Source organism: Streptomyces sp. NBC_01446 (assembly GCF_026340095.1).
GTDB lineage: Bacteria > Actinomycetota > Actinomycetes > Streptomycetales > Streptomycetaceae > Streptomyces > Streptomyces aureus.
Genome location: NZ_JAPEPO010000003.1, coordinates 367,084 through 384,608, shown reverse-complemented (window position 1 = coordinate 384,608; position 17,525 = coordinate 367,084). Strand labels below are relative to the sequence as shown.

Annotated in this window: 14 protein-coding genes and 4 pseudogenes; 12 read left to right on the top strand and 6 right to left on the bottom strand. The window is 67.1% G+C overall.

Annotation, left to right across the window (positions count from 1 at the left end; all coding sequences use genetic code 11):
* Positions 1-1,020 precede the first annotated feature (1,020 nt).
* Genes rpmG through ykgO form a run of 3 tightly spaced genes read left to right on the top strand, consistent with a single transcriptional unit; the run spans position 1,021 to position 1,653 of the window.
* Entirely contained in the window at positions 1,021-1,185 is a 165-nt protein-coding gene (rpmG, locus tag OG456_RS46105; protein ID WP_266571101.1) for a 50S ribosomal protein L33, read from the top strand.
* Between the two features lie 42 nt (positions 1,186-1,227).
* Entirely contained in the window at positions 1,228-1,488 is a 261-nt protein-coding gene (locus OG456_RS46100) for a type B 50S ribosomal protein L31 (RefSeq protein WP_266571100.1), read from the top strand.
* A 42-nt stretch (positions 1,489-1,530) separates the two neighbouring features.
* Positions 1,531-1,653, top strand: a complete 123-nt coding sequence (gene ykgO, locus OG456_RS46095) for a type B 50S ribosomal protein L36 (RefSeq protein WP_266571099.1) — start codon at positions 1,531-1,533, stop codon at positions 1,651-1,653.
* Between the two features lie 553 nt (positions 1,654-2,206).
* Here the strand turns inward: ykgO and OG456_RS46090 are convergent.
* Both OG456_RS46090 and OG456_RS46085 read right to left on the bottom strand, forming a co-directional pair.
* Positions 2,207-2,446: pseudogene (locus OG456_RS46090) on the bottom strand (IS630 family transposase); the annotation flags it as partial.
* A gap of 485 nt (positions 2,447-2,931) precedes the next feature.
* Positions 2,932-3,828, bottom strand: coding sequence for a helix-turn-helix transcriptional regulator (locus OG456_RS46085; RefSeq protein ID WP_266571098.1), 897 nt, complete (start codon positions 3,826-3,828; stop codon positions 2,932-2,934).
* A 140-nt stretch (positions 3,829-3,968) separates the two neighbouring features.
* Here OG456_RS46085 and OG456_RS46080 point away from each other — a divergent pair, with 140 nt between their 5' ends.
* Both OG456_RS46080 and OG456_RS46075 read left to right on the top strand, forming a co-directional pair.
* Entirely contained in the window at positions 3,969-4,976 is a 1,008-nt protein-coding gene (locus OG456_RS46080; protein WP_266571097.1) for a zinc-dependent alcohol dehydrogenase family protein, read from the top strand.
* A gap of 95 nt (positions 4,977-5,071) precedes the next feature.
* The gene (locus OG456_RS46075; RefSeq protein ID WP_266571096.1) at positions 5,072-5,839 is read left to right on the top strand and encodes an SDR family NAD(P)-dependent oxidoreductase; all 768 of its coding nucleotides are present in this window, start codon (positions 5,072-5,074) and stop codon (positions 5,837-5,839) included.
* A 1,110-nt stretch (positions 5,840-6,949) separates the two neighbouring features.
* Here the strand turns inward: OG456_RS46075 and OG456_RS46070 are convergent.
* Together OG456_RS46070 and OG456_RS46065 are read right to left on the bottom strand one after the other, a co-directional pair.
* Positions 6,950-7,796, bottom strand: a pseudogene (locus tag OG456_RS46070) (SigB/SigF/SigG family RNA polymerase sigma factor).
* Between the two features lie 411 nt (positions 7,797-8,207).
* Complete coding sequence (locus OG456_RS46065; RefSeq protein WP_266571095.1) at positions 8,208-8,474, bottom strand: hypothetical protein; 267 nt, start codon at positions 8,472-8,474, stop codon at positions 8,208-8,210.
* Positions 8,475-8,929: 455 nt separating this feature from the next.
* Between OG456_RS46065 and OG456_RS46060 the strand changes: the two are divergent.
* The 5 genes and pseudogenes from OG456_RS46060 to OG456_RS46040 all read left to right on the top strand — a co-directional run bounded on the left by OG456_RS46060 (position 8,930) and on the right by OG456_RS46040 (position 13,136).
* Positions 8,930-9,773, top strand: a pseudogene (locus OG456_RS46060) (IS5 family transposase).
* Positions 9,774-9,849: 76 nt separating this feature from the next.
* Complete coding sequence (locus OG456_RS46055) at positions 9,850-10,896, top strand: hypothetical protein (protein WP_266571094.1); 1,047 nt, start codon at positions 9,850-9,852, stop codon at positions 10,894-10,896.
* Between the two features lie 368 nt (positions 10,897-11,264).
* Positions 11,265-11,486 (top strand): hypothetical protein, encoded by a 222-nt coding sequence (locus tag OG456_RS46050; RefSeq protein WP_266571093.1) that lies wholly within the window; start codon positions 11,265-11,267, stop codon positions 11,484-11,486.
* Positions 11,487-12,140: 654 nt separating this feature from the next.
* Positions 12,141-12,479: an STAS domain-containing protein gene (locus tag OG456_RS46045; RefSeq protein ID WP_266571092.1), complete on the top strand. Its 339-nt coding sequence runs from the start codon at positions 12,141-12,143 to the stop codon at positions 12,477-12,479.
* Positions 12,480-12,686: 207 nt separating this feature from the next.
* Positions 12,687-13,136 carry an SsgA family sporulation/cell division regulator gene (locus OG456_RS46040; protein WP_266571091.1) on the top strand — a complete coding sequence of 150 codons (450 nt, stop codon included), beginning with the start codon at positions 12,687-12,689 and terminating at the stop codon, positions 13,134-13,136.
* A gap of 397 nt (positions 13,137-13,533) precedes the next feature.
* On the opposite strand, the gene OG456_RS46035 is transcribed toward OG456_RS46040, so the two are convergent.
* Positions 13,534-14,520 carry a CU044_5270 family protein gene (locus OG456_RS46035; protein ID WP_266571090.1) on the bottom strand — a complete coding sequence of 329 codons (987 nt, stop codon included), beginning with the start codon at positions 14,518-14,520 and terminating at the stop codon, positions 13,534-13,536.
* Positions 14,513-15,130: an RNA polymerase sigma factor gene (locus OG456_RS46030; protein ID WP_266571089.1), complete on the bottom strand. Its 618-nt coding sequence runs from the start codon at positions 15,128-15,130 to the stop codon at positions 14,513-14,515. The genes OG456_RS46035 and OG456_RS46030 overlap by 8 nt, the downstream gene beginning before the upstream one ends.
* A gap of 156 nt (positions 15,131-15,286) precedes the next feature.
* Between OG456_RS46030 and OG456_RS46025 the strand changes: the two are divergent.
* Positions 15,287-15,754 (top strand): annotated as a pseudogene (locus OG456_RS46025) (ISAzo13 family transposase); the annotation flags it as partial.
* A 44-nt stretch (positions 15,755-15,798) separates the two neighbouring features.
* Positions 15,799-17,490, top strand: a complete 1,692-nt coding sequence (locus OG456_RS46020; protein WP_266569078.1) for an ISAzo13 family transposase — start codon at positions 15,799-15,801, stop codon at positions 17,488-17,490.
* Positions 17,491-17,525 lie beyond the last annotated feature (35 nt).

Here is a 17,525-nt window from a genome sequence, read left to right as displayed (position 1 = left end):
AACTCGCCGGGCAAGCCTGTGCCAGTTGCGGGCTCTGGCTCTCGTCGTCACCGTGCAGGGTCGGCAGAGGCGTATTGGCGCATGAACTTGACGATGCGCTAGCTCGCCCCGCCCTTCGGGGCTTCCCGCTGGAGGTCCGGGATCTGCTGGTCGCGCTTGGGATTCCTGGCGGCAGGCGCCCCGGCACAAACTCGCTCCCTTGCCGGAACCCGGTTGAGAGCCAGGTGGGGGGAGAGGCCGCTCCGCGGACTCCTTCGCCGAAAAGCGGCCGCAGTCCGGACAAGCCGCCCCGGCCGTGCGGCCTTTAGCCACCACCTCGGTCGTGCCGAACGCGGCCGTAACCGCCTCGACGTCCACAGCGTCGATCCTGTCGAACACCAGCGAGTCCCAGAACGGTGCATCGGTCTGCATGACCAGTACCATCACCGTCCACAACTGACCGCAGCAGCGATGGGCAGACACCTGATGGAGCGTCAATTTTGACCGTCGGGCGACAAGGCGTACGCGGTCTCACGCGACCCTGCCTCCTCGCAATCGAACATCGCGGTAACGCTCTGCGACGGCTCCCCAAGATCTGTGCCAGAACCCGAGACTCGTGAACAAAGCCACCAGCGCTCTGTCTGGCTCCCGGTGCACACGGTGACATGTGTGCCGGGCATACCCGGACCCATCTGATTTGCCTCTGGCTGGCCAGTGGCTGCAGCTGCCCTCTGCCTGGTCATGAGAGCTGGAATGTCTGACACGGCCGCCTGGTTGTAGGGGACGTGGTCGTGAAGGGGACAGTGTCCCCGGGCCTCACCCACTGCCCACGAGGACGATCGTTCGGCTGAAGCCTCGTGGAGCCTTACGCCGCGTAGGCGACAGCCCTTCACGACCACACTCTTCGGAGATGTATCCGGCAGGAAACCGGCGGCAGGGATACATGGCAAGGGCTGGGAATGCGCCAGCCGGTTCCGGTGTTACACGATGTGATTGACATGGCCAGACCAAGGCTGGATATGTCGATGAAGGAAGGACCTCATGGCACGCACTACTGCTCGCCCCGTAGTCAGGCTGAAGTCGACGGCCGGGACCGGCGTGACCTACGTGACACGCAAGAACCGTCTCAACGACCCCGACCGCCTCGTACTGCGCAAGTACGACGCTGTGACCGGCAAGCACGTCCTCTTCCGCGAGGAACGCTGACCTGATCCGCCAGTGCCTGGCGGACCGCGAGGAAGGAAACCCATGAAGCCTGGAATCCACCCCGAATCCCGTCGGGTCGTCTTCCGCGACCGCGCCGCGAACGCCACGTTCCTGGCCCGGTCGACCGCGAACTCGTCCCGGCAGATCGAGTGGGAAGACGGCAACGCGTACCCCCTGATCGAGGTCGAGATCTCATCGGCCAGCCACCCGTTCTACACCGGCACCTCGCGGGTTCTGGACACTGCCGGTCGGGTGGAGCTGTTCGAGCGCCGTTACGGCCGCTCGGCATCGGCCGGCCGCTGACCTTCGCCCAGCGGCCCCGAGCGACAAGAGGAGATGCCAGCCATGAAGGTGCGCAAGTCCCTGCGTTCACTGAAGACCAAACCCGGTGCCCAGGTCGTGCGCCGACGGGGTGTGACGTTCGTTGTCAACAAGAAGAACCCCCGCCTCAAGGCACGCCAGGGCTGACAGCCTTGCAGCAAGACGCCCGGCCCGGCCCCGCACTACAGGGGCCGGGCCGCGCCGTTGGGCGGTACTCGCGTGGTGCAGTACACATGGACGTACCGAGCAGATTGGAAGCCAGAGCGCTGGCGGCATCAGATATCCAGGCTGGGGGCGGAAGTCCCTCTGGCAGTCTGTCCGAAGCGCTGAGGTGAGGGCGCCGCTCGCGGCCCATGCCAACAGATTGCCGATGGCAGACAATGTCTAATGCCGTGACCGCGGTTCACCGGCATGCCGAGTGGTCAGTCCGGAGGGCCTGGTCGCCTGCTGCCGCGTGTGGATAATGCCTCCCGTGACTTCAGACATAGCCCGCCCGAGATGGTGGTACGCGCTTCGAGGCTTTGCTGTCTTCTTCGTGGCCGGTGGGCTCGGCTCCTTCCTCTACGTGGCGACGACCCATCGTCCGGATGGGATGCCTTGGGGCGGGCTGCTGTTCGGGGCGATCGTGTGCGCGACGCTCAGTGCCCTGGTCCCAGGGCGGCGGCGACGCTGAGTCTCCTTGTCCGCTCGAACGAAGCCGTCAAGCTGCGGCGGGAAGTAGGCGTCCTCCCCAGCGGATGCCCTTCTCGCTTCGGATGCGGGCGCGTTCCTTGCATTCGGCGGCCAGGACGTCGCGGTGGCGAGCGTTGGCATTGCGCCAGCGGAGGTGGGCGTGCAGGGCTCGGGTCTGCATGGTGTGGGTGGAGTTGGCGATGCTGAACTGCCTCAGCGATCCGAAGCGCGACTCGATCGGGTTCGCCCACGAGGCGTAGGTCGGGGTGTGACCCTTCCCGAAGGACAGGCCGAGAACGTGGACATCCTCCTCGCCCTGCGATGGAAACCCCTGGGGGAGGCCGGCCCTCATGTCCTGCCCCTTGCCTACGGATCGACCACAGGCCAAATTCACGAAGCAGCCTGCACCTTCCTACTCAGCGAAGTCACCCAGCGGACGTTCGGGGAAAACGCCACCTTCCACAGCGACGCCCTTACCACGCTCGGCATCGACCACGAGGCGGCGCAGCGCCTGCGATCCCCCCTTCAGGCCATCGCCGCTGACCTCGCGGGCACGACTGGCATCGCCGAGATTTGGACCTCCCTCAACGCAGTCGTCGCTAGCGAAACCGACCGCCTCCTGCCCAGACGACGCAACCCCGCCCACACCGCACGCCTGGAGAACCTGAGAGCCCGCCTCCACGCCTCTGCCTCCCGAATTGTCCCGGGGCGGATCGCAGGCGAGCCGCAGGCCGTGGACCGTGCCGTCGCGACCTAAGGGTGACGCGGGCGGGTACGGCGTACTTCGTCGTTCATGGTCTCCGGCTGCTTCTGCGTATCGGCCCAGGTCGCCAGCAGGGTGAGACCGTCAGCGCTGGGTGTACCGGGATCTGCGGTGTAGGTGGTGATGGTGACGTGCGGGTCGCCTGGCAGCGCGAAGTCGTCGTAGGCGAGGTCCATCCTGCCGACGGCCGGGTGGTTGACGGTCTTGCGTCCGCGCGAGTGGCGGCGCACGTTGTGCTTGGCCCAGCGGGTGGTGAAATCGGCGCTGCGGGTGGAGAGCTCGCCGATGAGTTCGGTCACCTGCTTGTCCAGCGGGTCACGCCCGGCGGTCGCGCGGAGTACCGCGACCAGCAGGTTCTTCGCCTCGTTGATGTCGGCGTAGAACTTCTCGGCACGTGGGTCGAGGAAGACGTACCTGGCGAAGTTTGGTGGCTGCTGGGCCATGTCGAAGAGGTCGGCGTACAGAGCGCGGCCCAGGTCGTTGGCCGCGAGGAGGTCGAGGCGGCCGTTTTGCACGAGGGCGGGAACGCTCATGGAGTCGAGGACCTGCTGCACCGACGTGGTGATGGGTGAGGTGCGCTTTGGGCGCTTGCGGTGTGAGCCGGGTGCGACGCTGCGTGCCAGGTCGTACAGGTGGGCGCGCTCGTCGTCGTTGAGTTGCAGCGCACGGGCGATCGCGTCGAGGACGCTTTCGGACGCGCCGCCGAGTTGGCCGCGCTCCATGCGGGTGTAGTACTCGACGCTGAGGCCGGCGAGCATCGCGACTTCCTCGCGTCGCAGTCCTTTGACGCGGCGGTTGCCTCCGACGTAGGGCAGCCCGGCCTGCTCGGGGGTGATCCTCGCCCTGCGGCTCATGAGGAAGCCCCGGATCTCCTGCTGAAACTCCATGGCTTCAAGGCTAGGACGCCTATTTCTGTTCTGGGGGTCCCTGAGAGTGCCTGGCAGGCATCCGCGAGGCGAGGGAGGGTGGCTAGGCAACCCAGAAGATCTGTGCGAAAAGGAATGTCTGCCAAGCGCGTGGAACTGTCATGTATGCCCCGGGCGATGTCCGGGTGGAAGAGCGTGAGAACCCCGCGATCGTCGCGCCGACGGATGCGATCATCCGCGTGTCGGCGACGTGCGTCTGCGGGTCGGATCTGTGGGACTACCGCGGCATCAACGAAGTGACACAGCCGACCCCGACGGGTCACGAGTACGTCGGCGTGGTCACCGAGATCGGCCAAGAGGTGCAGAACATCAGCGTCGGTGACTTCGTCGTCGGTTCGTTCTTCGCCTCGGACAACACCTGTGAGATCTGCGAAGCCGGCTACCAGTCACGGTGCGCGCACGCTGAGTATGTCGGCGCCGGCGGGGCGCAGTCGGAGTACCTGCGGGTGCCGCTGGCCGACGGCACCCTCGTCGCCACCCCCGGAATGCCGGACGACGACCTGATCCCCTCGCTCCTGGCCGCCTCCGATGTGCTCGGAACGGGCTGGTTCGGCGCCGTGGCCGCTGAGGCCGGGCCGGGCAAGACCGTGGCTGTGGTCGGCGACGGTGCCGTGGGCCTGCTCGCCATTCTGGCCGCGAAGCACCTGGGCGCGGAGCGGATCATCGCGATGTCGCGGCACGCGTCGCGGCAGAACCTCGCCCGCGAGTTCGGCGCGAGTGACATCGTCACGGAGCGCGGCGACGAGGGCGTGGCCAGGATCAAGGAGCTCACTGGCGGATACGGCGCCCACAGCGTGATCGAGGCCGTCGGCACCCAGGAATCGATGATGCAGGCCATCCGCTCCACCCGCCCCGGCGGGCACGTGGGATACGTGGGCGTGGCCCACGGGGTGGAGCTTCCGGGCGAGGAACTGTTCTTCGCCGAGGTGCACCTGCACGGTGGCCCCGCCCCGGTCCGTCGGTTCCTGCCCGAGCTGATCCAGCTCATCTGGGACCGCGAGATCGACCCGGGCAAGGTCTTCGACCTCACCCTCCCGCTCGATGAGGCCGCAGAGGGATTCAACGCGATGGACGAGCGCCGCGCCATCAAGACGCTGCTGAAGCCCTGACCCCTCACGCATCCCTTCCAGCCGCCCTCGCCGGGGACCTCGAACACCCCGGGCAGGTTGCGGAACCTCATTTTGATTTCGACAGGAGAACCCTGATGAACCCCACCTACGACTTCTCCGGGCAGGTGGCCCTGGTCACCGGCGCCGCCTCCGGCATGGGCCTGGCCGCCGCCCGCGCCTTCGCCGGCTCCGGCGCCGCCGTGGTGCTGGCCGACCGCGACCACGACGCCGTCCACAAGGCGGCCGAGGAGATCACCGGCAGCGGCGGGCGGGCGATCGGTGTGGTCTGCGACGTCACCGACGAACAGCAGGCGGAAGCGGCAGTGCGGGCCGCAGTGACGGAGTACGGCCGCCTGGACATGGCGTTCAACAACGCCGGCATCCAGGTACCGCCGACCGACGCGGCCGACGAGACAGCCGACTCCTTCGACCAGGTCAACGCCGTCAATCTGCGCGGCGTCTGGGCGGCCATGAAGCACGAACTGCGACAGATGCGCGAGCAGGGCAGCGGCGCCATCGTCAACTGCTCATCCCTGGGCGGGCTCATCGGACTGCCCCAGCGCGCCGCCTACCACGCCTCCAAGCACGGCGTCATCGGCCTGACCCGCAGCGCCGCGGTCGAGTACGCGCCCCGGGGCATCCGCATCAACGCCGTGTGCCCCGGCGTCATCGACACCCCAATGGTCGCCGACATGGTCGAGAACCAGGCCGAGGCCATGGCCGGGATCATCAAGGAACAGCCCATCGGCCGACTGGGCACAGCGGACGAGGTCGCGGCAGCCGTCCTGTGGCTGTGCAGCCCCGGCGCCAGCTTCATCATCGGAACAGCTCTTCCCGTCGACGGTGGCTTCACCGTCCACTGATACGGCGCCAGACAGGCCCCCGGTCCCCGACGGCGGATACACCGCGTAGTGCCCCCGGGTTGCGATCGCCTTCACGAGCGCGCCTCGGGCCCTCTCGCGGGGCGCGGGCGCTCGGACAAGGCTCCGTGGCAGTTTGCGGGCGGCACAGGTCCGCAGCGGCCGAGCACCCGCCACGCGCCTCGTTCATCCGGGGAACGGCGATGAGGCCGGCGAAGTCCTACATCGTGTCTCCGTGTGCGAGTGTGCGGCGGCGTCCGCCGGGGTGCGGGGCGGGGCACTGTGAGCCCCAGATCGAGGCGCTTGTTCATGTCGAGGCGGAAGGTGCCGTACAGGTTGACGTTGGACCAGAACAGTGCGGTCAAGCCGCGCCGGTCCTCGTTGCCTGCTACACCAGCAGGGTGTTTACCTGTTGGCTGAACTACCGGGAGAGTTTGCCCAGTTCAGCGGACAACCCGTGAAGCGCGTGACTATGGTCCCGCCCCATGGTCGAGAGAGAGGGGCAGGGCCGAGTTGCGGGTGGTGACCTCCCACCCGCCCGTGCTGCCGTCCGCGAGTGAGGCTTCGCGAAGTCGGTGGCCGGGACAGATCGACGACGTACTCCATCGCGGCCGACGGGACCTCTTCCAGCCCATCAGGGAACTGGCCTTCCAGCTCGAAGAACTTCAGCAACAGGCTGAAGCCGAGCCGGGTCGCCCCGCTTTCGCCACCAGGTCCCAGTCGCCGTCTACCAGCGTCCAGTTCGCCAACTGCTCTTCTGGCGAGCACTCTTGCCGCACGCCCTTTGGCCTCGATCACTCGATCAGACCAGCGACGGCGTCAAGGGAGTGGGAAACGGGGTTCGTCGGGCTGCCCGCGACCTACTTTGCGGCTGGTCTCTGAGCTAGGACGCCCGCGCCTACAAGTAGCGGCTTTGTCGGCTTCGGTTCAGGGGCAATCGGATGACCCGGCGCCGCCTGTGCCGTGGCTCCTTTACCTGTCGATCACGGCGGCGTACGAAGAACAGGTGACCCGGCCCGGTTCGGCGAAAGCCGGGCCGGGCCCGCCGCCGTTGGAGACGCAACCCGACGACGTGAGAACGCGCCGGCGCACCCCAAGATTCGGGGCTCAGCTTCAGGCGGCCTGTGCGTCCTCGTCCGGCTGCTCGTCGCGGGTGGCTTCGTCGCGTACGCGCTGGCAGCTGGTGTGGATGAGGCGGGAGACGTGCATCTGTGAGATCCCGAAGTGTGCCGCGATCTGGCTCTGCGTCATGTCCTCGAAGAACCGCAGGTAGAGGATGGTGCGTTCGCGTTCGGGGAGGTGCTTGAGGCCGGCCTTGGCGGCCTTGCGGTCGGTGACGACCTCGTACGCGGCCTCAGGTGCGCCGAGCGCGTCCGCGAGGCTGAAAGCGTCGTCGTCGCCTGAGGCCAGGAGCCCCGCATCCAGGGACAGGGCGCTGAAGCCGTCGATGGATTTGAGGCCGTCGCGGACCTCGTCCTCGGTCAGGTGCGTGTGGGTGGCGATGGCGGCCAGGCTGGGTTCCGAGCCGGCTCCGGGCTGCTGGGCGAGGCCGCGGCGGGCGAGGCGGACCTTGTTGCGCAGGTCCTGCACGCGCCGGGGCACGTGGACGTCCCACATGTGGTCGCGGAAGCGCCGGCGCAGTTCGCCCGCTGATGGTGGGGACGGCGTAGGGCTCGAACCGGCCGCGCCGCGGGTCAAAGTTCTGTACGGCCTTGATCAGCCCCATGGCCGCCACCTGCCGTAGGTCCTCGAGGCTTTCGCCCTTGTCCTGGAAACTGCCGGCGATACGGTACGCCATGGGCAGCCACGCCTCGACGACTTCTTCGCACAACAGATCCCGCTCGAGTCCTTCGCCGAGGCCGACGAGGTGGGCGAAGGCGTCCGCCGTGTCGGGGCTGTCGTCGTAAGCTCGATCGGAGGGCCGCTTCCGCCGGGCGGTACGCCTTTGGTCGGTGAGCATGGGAAACGCTCCTCAACGGTTGGGACTGTTGGTCCGTCCGCGAGGAGCGATGCGCCGGGAGGCCCTTCGACCAGAGAGCGGTACGCCGCTCGCGGGTAGATGCCTCCGGTCCGAAGCACCGTTCTGGTACGCCTGCCCACCATTGTCCGCCCAAACGAAGCCGCCCACGAATCGCCTCCGGCGCCCGGCCAGCTCCGCGGCCCGGCAAGGGGGAGCTGCTCACCCGTACGAGTGGCCTTGAGGTCCTGGTATCCGGGTAGCCGCGGGACTGACGTGATCAAAGATGCGAGGCCGAACCATGCCGAAGCCCTGGGAGCCCACCCGACACAACAGCCGGATCACTCACCTGCCTGCCAACGCCCCGACAAGCCAAGCGGTCCGACGGGCGAACCGCCGGACCGCTATGGAAGATCAAGACCCGAAGGTGATGATGTAGACGGGGCTGTTAGAGCTGCCCTCGTTGTGCACTACCGGACAGGACGTCTTCTGCTCGCTGTCCTTGGTCTTGACTTGAATTCCGCAGAAGGGCGAATCGTCCCAGTCGAGCTGGTTGAAGTTGCTGAGCACGGGGATGTTGTCCCCCCCGTTACCGGTGTCAGCGCTGGCCCCGCCGATGCCGGCGAAGAGGATTCCGCAGGTGGCTACGGCCACCGCTGCAATCTTCTGGACGTTCCTCATATGTTCTCCTCCGCTGCTCTGCCCCAGATCGGGCAGACACCTGAAGAACGATGCGCAAAAAGGATCAGAGCGTAACGTCATTCACGCTTTGATCACTCCTACAGCCGTATAAATCACGAAGCTGCTGGACGAACCGAGCGGGCAAGAGGCGTCGCGCCTGGCGTGACGCTGCTCAAGCCGTTGAGGCGTGCGCCTGTCTGTTCGTGATCGATTCTCCGGGCTGCACGTGAATGCCTGCAGGTTGACGACGAATCAGAGCGAGTGCGCGGATACCTCACGTTCCACTCATGCGGTTGTGGCGGTCCCGGCTACCAGCCGCGGTCGACTGCAGAAATCCGGGAGCGACGCCGGGCGGCGAAACGGCTCGGGCTGCCGGAACAGACGACAGTCAAGCGCTACGGCCCCTGGGTGGGCCTAGGCAGTTTCGTTTGGATCAGTGGGACGTTGATCTGGGCATGTCGCTGACTGACGCCCAGTGGGCGCGGATCGAGCCGTTACTTCCGGACCGGACGCCGAAGAGGGGTGGCCGTTGGCGGGATCACCGTGAGGTGATCGACGCGATCGCCTTCAAGTTCCGGACGGGAACGCAGTGGGTCCATCTGCCGGAGAAGTACGGGAACTGGCGAGGCGTCTACAACCGACTGCGGATGTGGGCCGTCGATGGCACGTGGGAGCGGGTGCTCACCGCGCTGATGGCCCAGGCCGACGCCGACAGCGAGCTTGACTGGGCCGTCTCGGTGGACTCCACAATCGTGCGCGCTCATCGGCACGCCGCCGGGGCCCGCAAAGAGGGGCCCCAACGGCGGAGCCGCACGACCACGCCATCGGCCGGTCGCGCGGGGGACTGACAACGAAGATCCATCTTGCTGCCGACGGCCGCTGTCGTCCCCTCGCGTTCGTCCTGACCGGCGGCCAAGCGGGCGACGCACCCATCTTCATGGACGTCATGGCCGGCCTCCGTGTACCGCGTCGCCGCGGACGGCCCCGAACCAGGCCGGACGTAGTCATGGCCGACAAGGCGCATTCCTCCCGCGCGATCCGCAACCACCTGAGCAAGCGCGGCATCCGTACGGTGATCCCCGTGCCGGCAGATCAACGTGGCCATCGGCTGCGGCGCGGCAGCCGGGGCGGGAGACCGCCGGCGTTCGACGCGAGACCTACAAACAGCGCAACACCGTCGAACGGTGCATCAACCGCCTGAAGCAGTGGCGCGGCATCGCCACGCGCTACGAGAAGACCGCGACCATCTACCTGGCCGGACTCCACATCGCTGGCATCCTTCTCTGGTCCGCCTGCTGACGCAGGGAAGTTGTGTGGTGCCAGCTGCCGTGGATCGGTACACCCATTGTCAGAAGCTGCTGGCAGCATCACCGCTGTGAACGCCATCTTTACCACCCCACCGCGGCCGTTCGACGTCACCGCGCTCTTCCCCCAACTGGCCCCGCTGGCACGCACGGCGACCCGGCTGCACCCGCGCCCCGGATCCCCGACCGCGCACGACAGCTCCGTCGGCGGGCCACTCCTGTGGCCCGCCGACGAGCCGTGGCCGTACTGCGACGAGCCGCACGACAGTCGCGTGACGAGAGTGGTGCACTCTCCGGACGACATCAGGCTCTTTCGCCGCAGGCAGGTGGCAGCGGCCGAGCGGCTGCGCCTCGACCCCCAGGCACCCACGGTCACACCCGAGGAACTGGAGGCCGCGCAGCGGTTCCGCGAGGGCCGCCCGTGGATTGACGGCCCGATTGCCATGATGCCCGTGGCCCAGCTCTACGCTCGCGACATCCCTTTCCCGTGCCCGCCCGACGCGGACCTCCTCCAGGTCCTGTGGTGCCCCTTCGACCACGCGATGGCCCACCCGAAGACCGTCCTCTTCTGGCGCTCCTCCGCCACCGTCACCGACGTCCTCGACCCGCTGCCCGAGCCGCCGATCGTCCAGGACGGCTACTACCTCCCGGAGCCGTGCCTGTTCTCACCAGAGCAGGTCACCGATTACCCCAACCCCTCGGAACTGAGCGAGGAGCTTCGGGACCAGCTGGACGACATGAGCCGCTGGGAGACGATCGACCCTGCGCGGTACAACACGTACGCGGACGACCCGGGCGAGCTCTACCTGAACAACCTCTCCACCGCCCCCGGCTGGAAGACCGGCGGCTGGACCCGCTGGAGCCCCACCGACCCCGTGCCCCGCCTCTGCCCCGAGTGCGGCACCGAGGACGTCCCGCTCCTTACCATCGCCTCCTCGGAATGGGACGGTGGCAGCGAGACCTGGATCGCCGAGGAGGAACGGCCGAACTCGACCCCGCTTCCCCTGGGCGCCCGGGACGGCAACTTCACCTTGATCAGCATCACCGGCGGCAACAACCTGCAACTCCACGTCTGCCCCGACTCCCCGGACCATCCGCACATCGAACTGCTCCAGTGAGCCCTTGCGGAAGTCCTCCGCGCCGACGCGTACGCCACTATCGGTACCGCGATCGAGTCTCCAGTCAGCAGCCTTGGCCAACTACCAGATGATCCAAACGACATGCCCTAGCTCAGTGAGGTCGTGCTCGCGGCAGGCAACGACAGATGACGACAGTCGACAACAGCCCTTTCCCGGCTCAGCGATGGGCAGCGGGGAGTCACGGGGAACGGCGGGGCCAGCAGGTTTCTGATACCCCTCTCCGCCCACGTGGCTGTTTCGCAGGTCAGAGTCGCAGTCGCCTCACCTCGCTCCTAAAGCGGGTGTCGCAGGCTCGCAGAAGCTCCGGATGGATCATGATCTGTGGCGTCCTGGAGTAACTGGCCCACATGGTTCACGGCTTCTCCGTACAGGGCGGTGTCGAGGTCACGGGCCGTCCAACCGTCGGCGTGTGCTCCTCGGTGTTGGAGCAGGTCGTCGAGGATCTGCAGGTAGCGGCCGTAGCGTCCCGGTACTGGGGTGAGGGTGAGGCCGAGGGCGTCGAGGGCGTGTTGGACGCGGCGGTCGTAGATGGCCATCCGCTGCGGTGCTGCTGCGGTCAGGACGGCTGAGGCGAGGGCGTCACCGGTGCGGAAGCCGGGCAGTTCGGCGATGAGGCTGCGTCCTGTGCGGGCGGCTTCGCTACGGGGCAGGGCAGTGTCGCGGACGGCGGTGACGGCCCGCTCGGTGACGGCTCGTGGTGTGAGACGTCAGCCGGGTAGCTGGCACGCGCGGGGACCAGGATGTCCCACACCCGGCCGCAGAGAGCAGCGAAGTCCTCGGCAGCGGGCGTATTAGCACTCTTCTTCACGTCCGCATCATGCCGTTCTGGCCGCTCGGTGGGTGCGGGGGCAGCTGTGTTCTTCGGCGGAGTGGTCGAGCTGGATGGCTTCGAGCGTTTTTCTTGGTGATGCGTTCGGTGCCGTCGGCGATGGCGGTGATGGCGGCCTGGCGTAAGGCGGCGCCCGCGACCGGGCTCGCCGTAACCGCATAGTTCGCCGCAGCCGGGTAGGCCTTGATCTGCTTCGAGGGCCGCGCCGCGCCGATCACCGCGCCGGCGCTGGCGGCGCACCGTGGTGGGTATGGCGTGCCTTCGCGGAGGCGGAGCCTTGGGCACGGTTGTGCTCGTGGGGGAGGTCGTGGCCAGTCGTTCGTGCATATGCGGAACGAGTGTGCGGCAGGCACGACCCGAAACCTCTCCCCAGGGCATCGCCGTTAGGCGGACCATGCACCCGGAATTTGCCATCAGCCACCGTGACGAGAAGGGCTGGGCCGTCGTCGAGGTCCACGGTGAGGTCGACGTTGCCACCGTGCCGCGGATCAGGGAGTACGTGAGCGCGTGTATCGAAGGGGGCCGGCATCGTCTCATCGTGGACCTGGCGGGGGTTTCGTTCATGGACTCGACGGGCCTGGGGCTCTTCGTCCGCATCGGCAAGCTGATCCGTACACACGCCGGTGACCTGAGGCTGGTGATCACGAACCCGGGTGTTCTCCAGATCTTCCACATCACCAACCTGCACCGGTCCTTGCAGATCTATGACTCGGCGGAAGCCGCGATGGAGTGACATGCGAGGCGACGAAACGGCTCCACCGCCGCATGGTGAGCCGCTTGGTGTGCGAACTCTTCCGAACACGTTGCGAAGGGGTGACGCCCAACCCGGCCGGTGTCGGGTACATGCCCGGCTGCATAGCTATGTTCGATCTTTGAGATGTACGTGCGATGGCGCACGAGTCGTCGGCGTGCGGCTGCAACGGGGAAGAGGATGGGCAGGGTGAGTCCTGACAGTGACCGTCAAATCGAAGGCATCGCACGGGGGTTCGTCACCGTGCCCGGCGGCGAACGCGAGCGGTGCGACATCATGCTCAGGTACTCCACCGCCGACCCGCTCGTCGTCGGCCTGATCGTGTCCCGGCCCGGCCACGGCAGCGCCTGCTGGGTCATCTCGCGGGACCTGCTGTCCGCCGGCCTCACCGGTACAGCGGGCATAGGAGACGTCACCGTGGAGCCCGTGGCCGAGCAGGGCGAGCCGCTCGCGGTCCTGCTGCGAGTCCGCAATGATTGGGGCGAGGCCCGCATCCACATCGACCACCAGGCTCTGCTGCTCTACCTGGAGTGCAGCCACGCCATGATGCCGTTCGGTAGCGAGGCGCAGTCGAGGCAGGCCGACGCGGAACTCGACCAACTGCTCGACGAGGGGCAGGACCCGCCCGTCGTGCGGTAAACGGACGGGAACGGCACGGATGCCCCGTGCTTCTACGCCGTTGTATGCCCGTTGCCGTGTGAGGAAGCCGTTCCTGCGTCACGAGACCGGCCCGCACCGGAAACATCAACGGGAAACCGCAGGTAGGAACAGTGCACCCGCCGTGACCAGTGTGAGTTCTCCTCCGCCGCGCCCTTACGAGCGCCGTGCATTGTGGGCCGGACCTGTGCCGTCCGGCCTCAGTGTCATTGGCCATCCCGGATTGGCCCGGCTCGACCGGGCCGGATGGGACTCCGGACGTGCGCTAGTTGGTGGTCATCCTGCAGCACCGCATCGAGAGGGACGTCGACCTGTTGTTCGGCTAACCGTTGGTCGGCATTACCCGCCCACGCCGACCAACGGTTACGGGACAGCTCTTTTAGGGCCGCTGCTTCAACCGGTCGACGATCGCCCAGTCCACCACGTGCGACAGCTGGATGTACGTCTTGTCGCCGGACGCTGAAGTCCGCTCGTCGCGGAAGCCCAGGAATTCGTAGGATTCCGGGTCGAAGATGAGGTACTTGCCCTGCCCGAACGGACTCTTGGGGTAGGCGATCCCCACCCCCGTGCGCCCGGCGGAGTCCTTCACCCCCAAAATCGCCTTGACCCCGGGCACCAGGGCCAGCGCCTCGTACGCGGCGGGACGCAGCCCCTGGGGCAGCACCGGCCACTTCAGGAGCTCACCGAGCATGAAGTAGGCGTCGAACCAGTCGTCTGCGGTGAAGTCACTCATCGGCTTGCTGGACGTTCCGACGCCGATGATGCCCGGGATGAGCTTCTCCGGGTCGGTGGGCAGCTTCTTCAGCTTGCTCCACTCCCGAGGGGGCCACACGCCTTCGCCCTTCTTCAAGGGTTCTTCCCAGATCATCCGGCCGAGTTCCATGGTCAAGGAGCGCTTGGAGCCGTCCACCGAGTCCCAGTTCACGTCCTTGTAGGTCCTGACCGCGCCGGTCCTCCGCTCCGTCTCCGTGATGACCCGCTTCGAGTAGATGAACTGGTCGTCGCGCGGCGCCACGGGCTTCTCCTGCTTTCCTGCCCGCGCTGCCGCCCCGTTCAGCACTGTCGCAGCGCCGACGTTGCCCATCCGCGGGGCCGCCGTGCCCGATAGCCGGCCGGCACGGTCGGGGCGATCGCCCTCGTCGGCACCGTCCTTGGTCATCAGCACCGCCGTTCCCGTAACCGCCACAGCGACCACTGCGGCTGTCGCGAGTCGGAGCGCGTGGCGGCGGCTGGGGGAAGTGTCGGGGTGCCGCTCCGCGTGCGCCATCGTGTTGAGCAGTCGGTGGCGGGCCTTCGCTCGGGCCGGTTCGGTCAGCGGGGCCGTGTCCGCGTCCCAGTTCCGCAGGAGTTCGAGTTCGTCAGTCATGGCCGGGTGCCTCTCGCAGTATCGTCGGATCGGATCCGCCCAACGCTTCGCGTAGCTTGCTGCGAGCCCGGTGTAGCCGTGATCTGACCGTGCCGATGGGGACACCGAGGGCTTGGGCAACCTCCTCGTAGCCGAGACCGCCCCATGCCACCAGCAGCAGCACGTCCCGGTGCCGCGCGGGCAGTACAGCCAGTGCCCCCGCCAACTCCTGGCGTACGGCCTGTGCCCCCACCCGGGCCGCAGCCCGGTCGGCCAGCGGCTCCTCGTGATCGGCAGGAGCCGGGATACGGGCCATGGCTTTGAAGCGCCGGGCCTCGGCCCGCCGGTGTCGGCCGACCAGGTTGGTCGCTATGCCGAACAGCCAGGGCCGGGCGCCGTCACCCGTGGCCCGCGACGGGTCGTACCGGTGTCGCTGCTGAAAGGCAGTGGTGAAGGTCTCCGCCATGAGGTCATCGGCCGGCTCGCCGCCGAGCCTGCGGGCCAGATAACGATGTACCGCATCCGCGTATCGGTCGAAGAGCACGGCGAATGCCTCGGGCTCATCCCGGGACCGCGCAATCACCGAGGCATCGCTCTCCGCCCCCGTGCGGACGCCTGGCTCGACGGTCATCGGGGCTCCTCTCGTCCAAGGGAACATGCTTCGAAGTCTTGGGCTTTCATCTCTCCTTCGCCGCTCGCCCCCGGCGAGTTCCCTCGGGCCCCTGGCGTCCAAGGGCTTGCAGATCATCAAGGTGTTGCTTCCCGTCCCGTAGCTCGTTGTTCTGGTATGCGCATCCCGGATGAGATTCGTGCCCAACTCGCCGTGAAGTTCGCGGTGTTGTTCCCGCATCTGGACGAGCGCCAGCGGCGGTTGATGATGGCCGCAGAGGCCCGTGTCCTGGGGCACGGTACTGTCCGGGCCGTCGCGCGGGCGGCCTCGGTGAGTGAGACCACGGTCCGCAGAGGTGTATTCGAGTTGGAGGCCGGTGAGGCGCCTCTGGGGCGGGTGCGGCGCCCGGGCGGGGGCCGAAAGAGGGTGGCGGACCTCGATCCGGAACTGCGGCCGGCACTGCTGGCGCTGGTCGAACCGGACGAGCGCGGTGACCCGATGTCGCCGCTGCGGTGGACGGTGAAGTCGACCCGCTCGCTGGCCCGCGAGCTGGGCCAAAGCGGGCACAAAGTCAGTGCGGACACCGTCGCGGACCTGCTGCGGGAGGAAGGCTTCAGTCTGCAGGCCAACGCTAAGGGCGTGCAGATCTTTAACCCGTGGCTTTCCGCTCGGTATGTCGTTGGTCTGGTATGGGTGGGTTGGAAGAGCAACGGGCCATGCTGTCAGCCAAGTTAGGGGCGATTCTGCCGCATTTGGATGAGCGGCAGCGTCGTCTGTTGATAGGGGCGGAGGCCCGGTCGCTCGGCCACGGCGGGATCAGGGCAGTCGCTCGTGCCGTCGGTGTCCGTGAGGCCACTGTGTCGCTCGGTGTGCGGGAACTCGACTCCGGAGAGGCGCCGTTGGGGCGGGTCCGCCGGCCCGGCGGTGGACGCAAACGCGTCGTCGACCTGGACCCTGCACTGCGGGCTGCGTTGCTCGCCCTGGTTGATCCGGATGTCCGCGGGGACCCCATGTCGCCGCTGCGCTGGACCACCAAATCCACCCGCAAGCTCGCCGAGCAGCTGACCCGGCAGGGCCACAAAATCTCCGCGGATTCGGTGGGCGACATCCTGCGCGAGGAGGGCTTCAGCCTGCAAAGCAACGCCAAGACCCTGGAGGGCAAGCAGCACCCTGACCGAGACGCGCAGTTCCATTACCTCAACGAACGGGCTCGGGACCACCAGAACGACGGGGCTCCGGTGATCAGTGTGGACACGAAGAAGAAGGAACTGGTCGGCCCCTTCAAGAACAACGGCCGCGAGTGGGAACCGAAGGGTGAACCGGTGCGGGTCGACACCCACGACTTCCCCGACCGCGAGCTGGGTAAGGCAGTGCCCTATGGCATCTACGACGTCACCGCGAACACCGGCTGGGTCAATGTGGGCACCGACCACGACACCGCCGCGTTCGCCGTCGAGTCCATCCGCCGCTGGTGGAACGGAGCCGGCCGGGCCGCCTATCCGACGGCCTGCCGCCTGCTGATCACCGCCGACGCGGGCGGCTCCAACGGCTACCGCACACGCACCTGGAAGACCCAGCTCGCCCAGTTCGCATCCGAGACCGGACTGGCGATCACCGTCTGCCACCTGCCTCCCGGAACTTCAAAGTGGAACCGGATCGAGCACCGCCTGTTCTCCCACATCACCATGAACTGGCGCGGCAGGCCTCTGACCAGCCACGAAGTCATCGTCCAGAGCATCGCCGCGACCACCACCAAAACCGGCCTGACGGTGCACGCCGAACTCGACACCGACCAGTACCCCACAGGCATCCAGGTCAGCGACGAAGAGATCGCCGCCCTGCCGATCACCCGGCACCGCTTCCACGGCGACTGGAACTACACCCTCCACCCCCACCCGCCGCTCGGCACGACGCTGATCAACGCAACGACGCGCCAGCCACCGGCGAACAACCCGCATCCACTGTCGATGCGTTCACTGCAGGACCCCGAACTCACCGGCATGACCCGCCAACAGCTCAGTGAATTGATCGGCGCACTGACTCCCGAGCTGGCACTACAGCGCGAGCAGACACTCCATACAATTCGCGGTCACGCGCGCCTGGTAGCTCCCGGTACAGGCGCCAAAGCCAAACTCACCCCAGCCGACCGGATCCTGGCCACTGTGCTCCACCTACGCAAACTCGCCACCATGAACCTCCTCGGCCAACTCTTCGGCGTCTCCGCCGTGACCATCAGCCGTGCAAGCCAAGAAGTCCGCCCACTCCTGGAAGCACACGGCCACCACATCGACGCCTCCACCGCCCGCTTCCGCACACCAACCGACCTCGCAACGTTTCTCGCTTCCGGCCCTGCCCAAATCAAGATCAAGAAGACAGGTTAAAGATCTGCACGCCCTAACTGATGGTTTCAGAATGA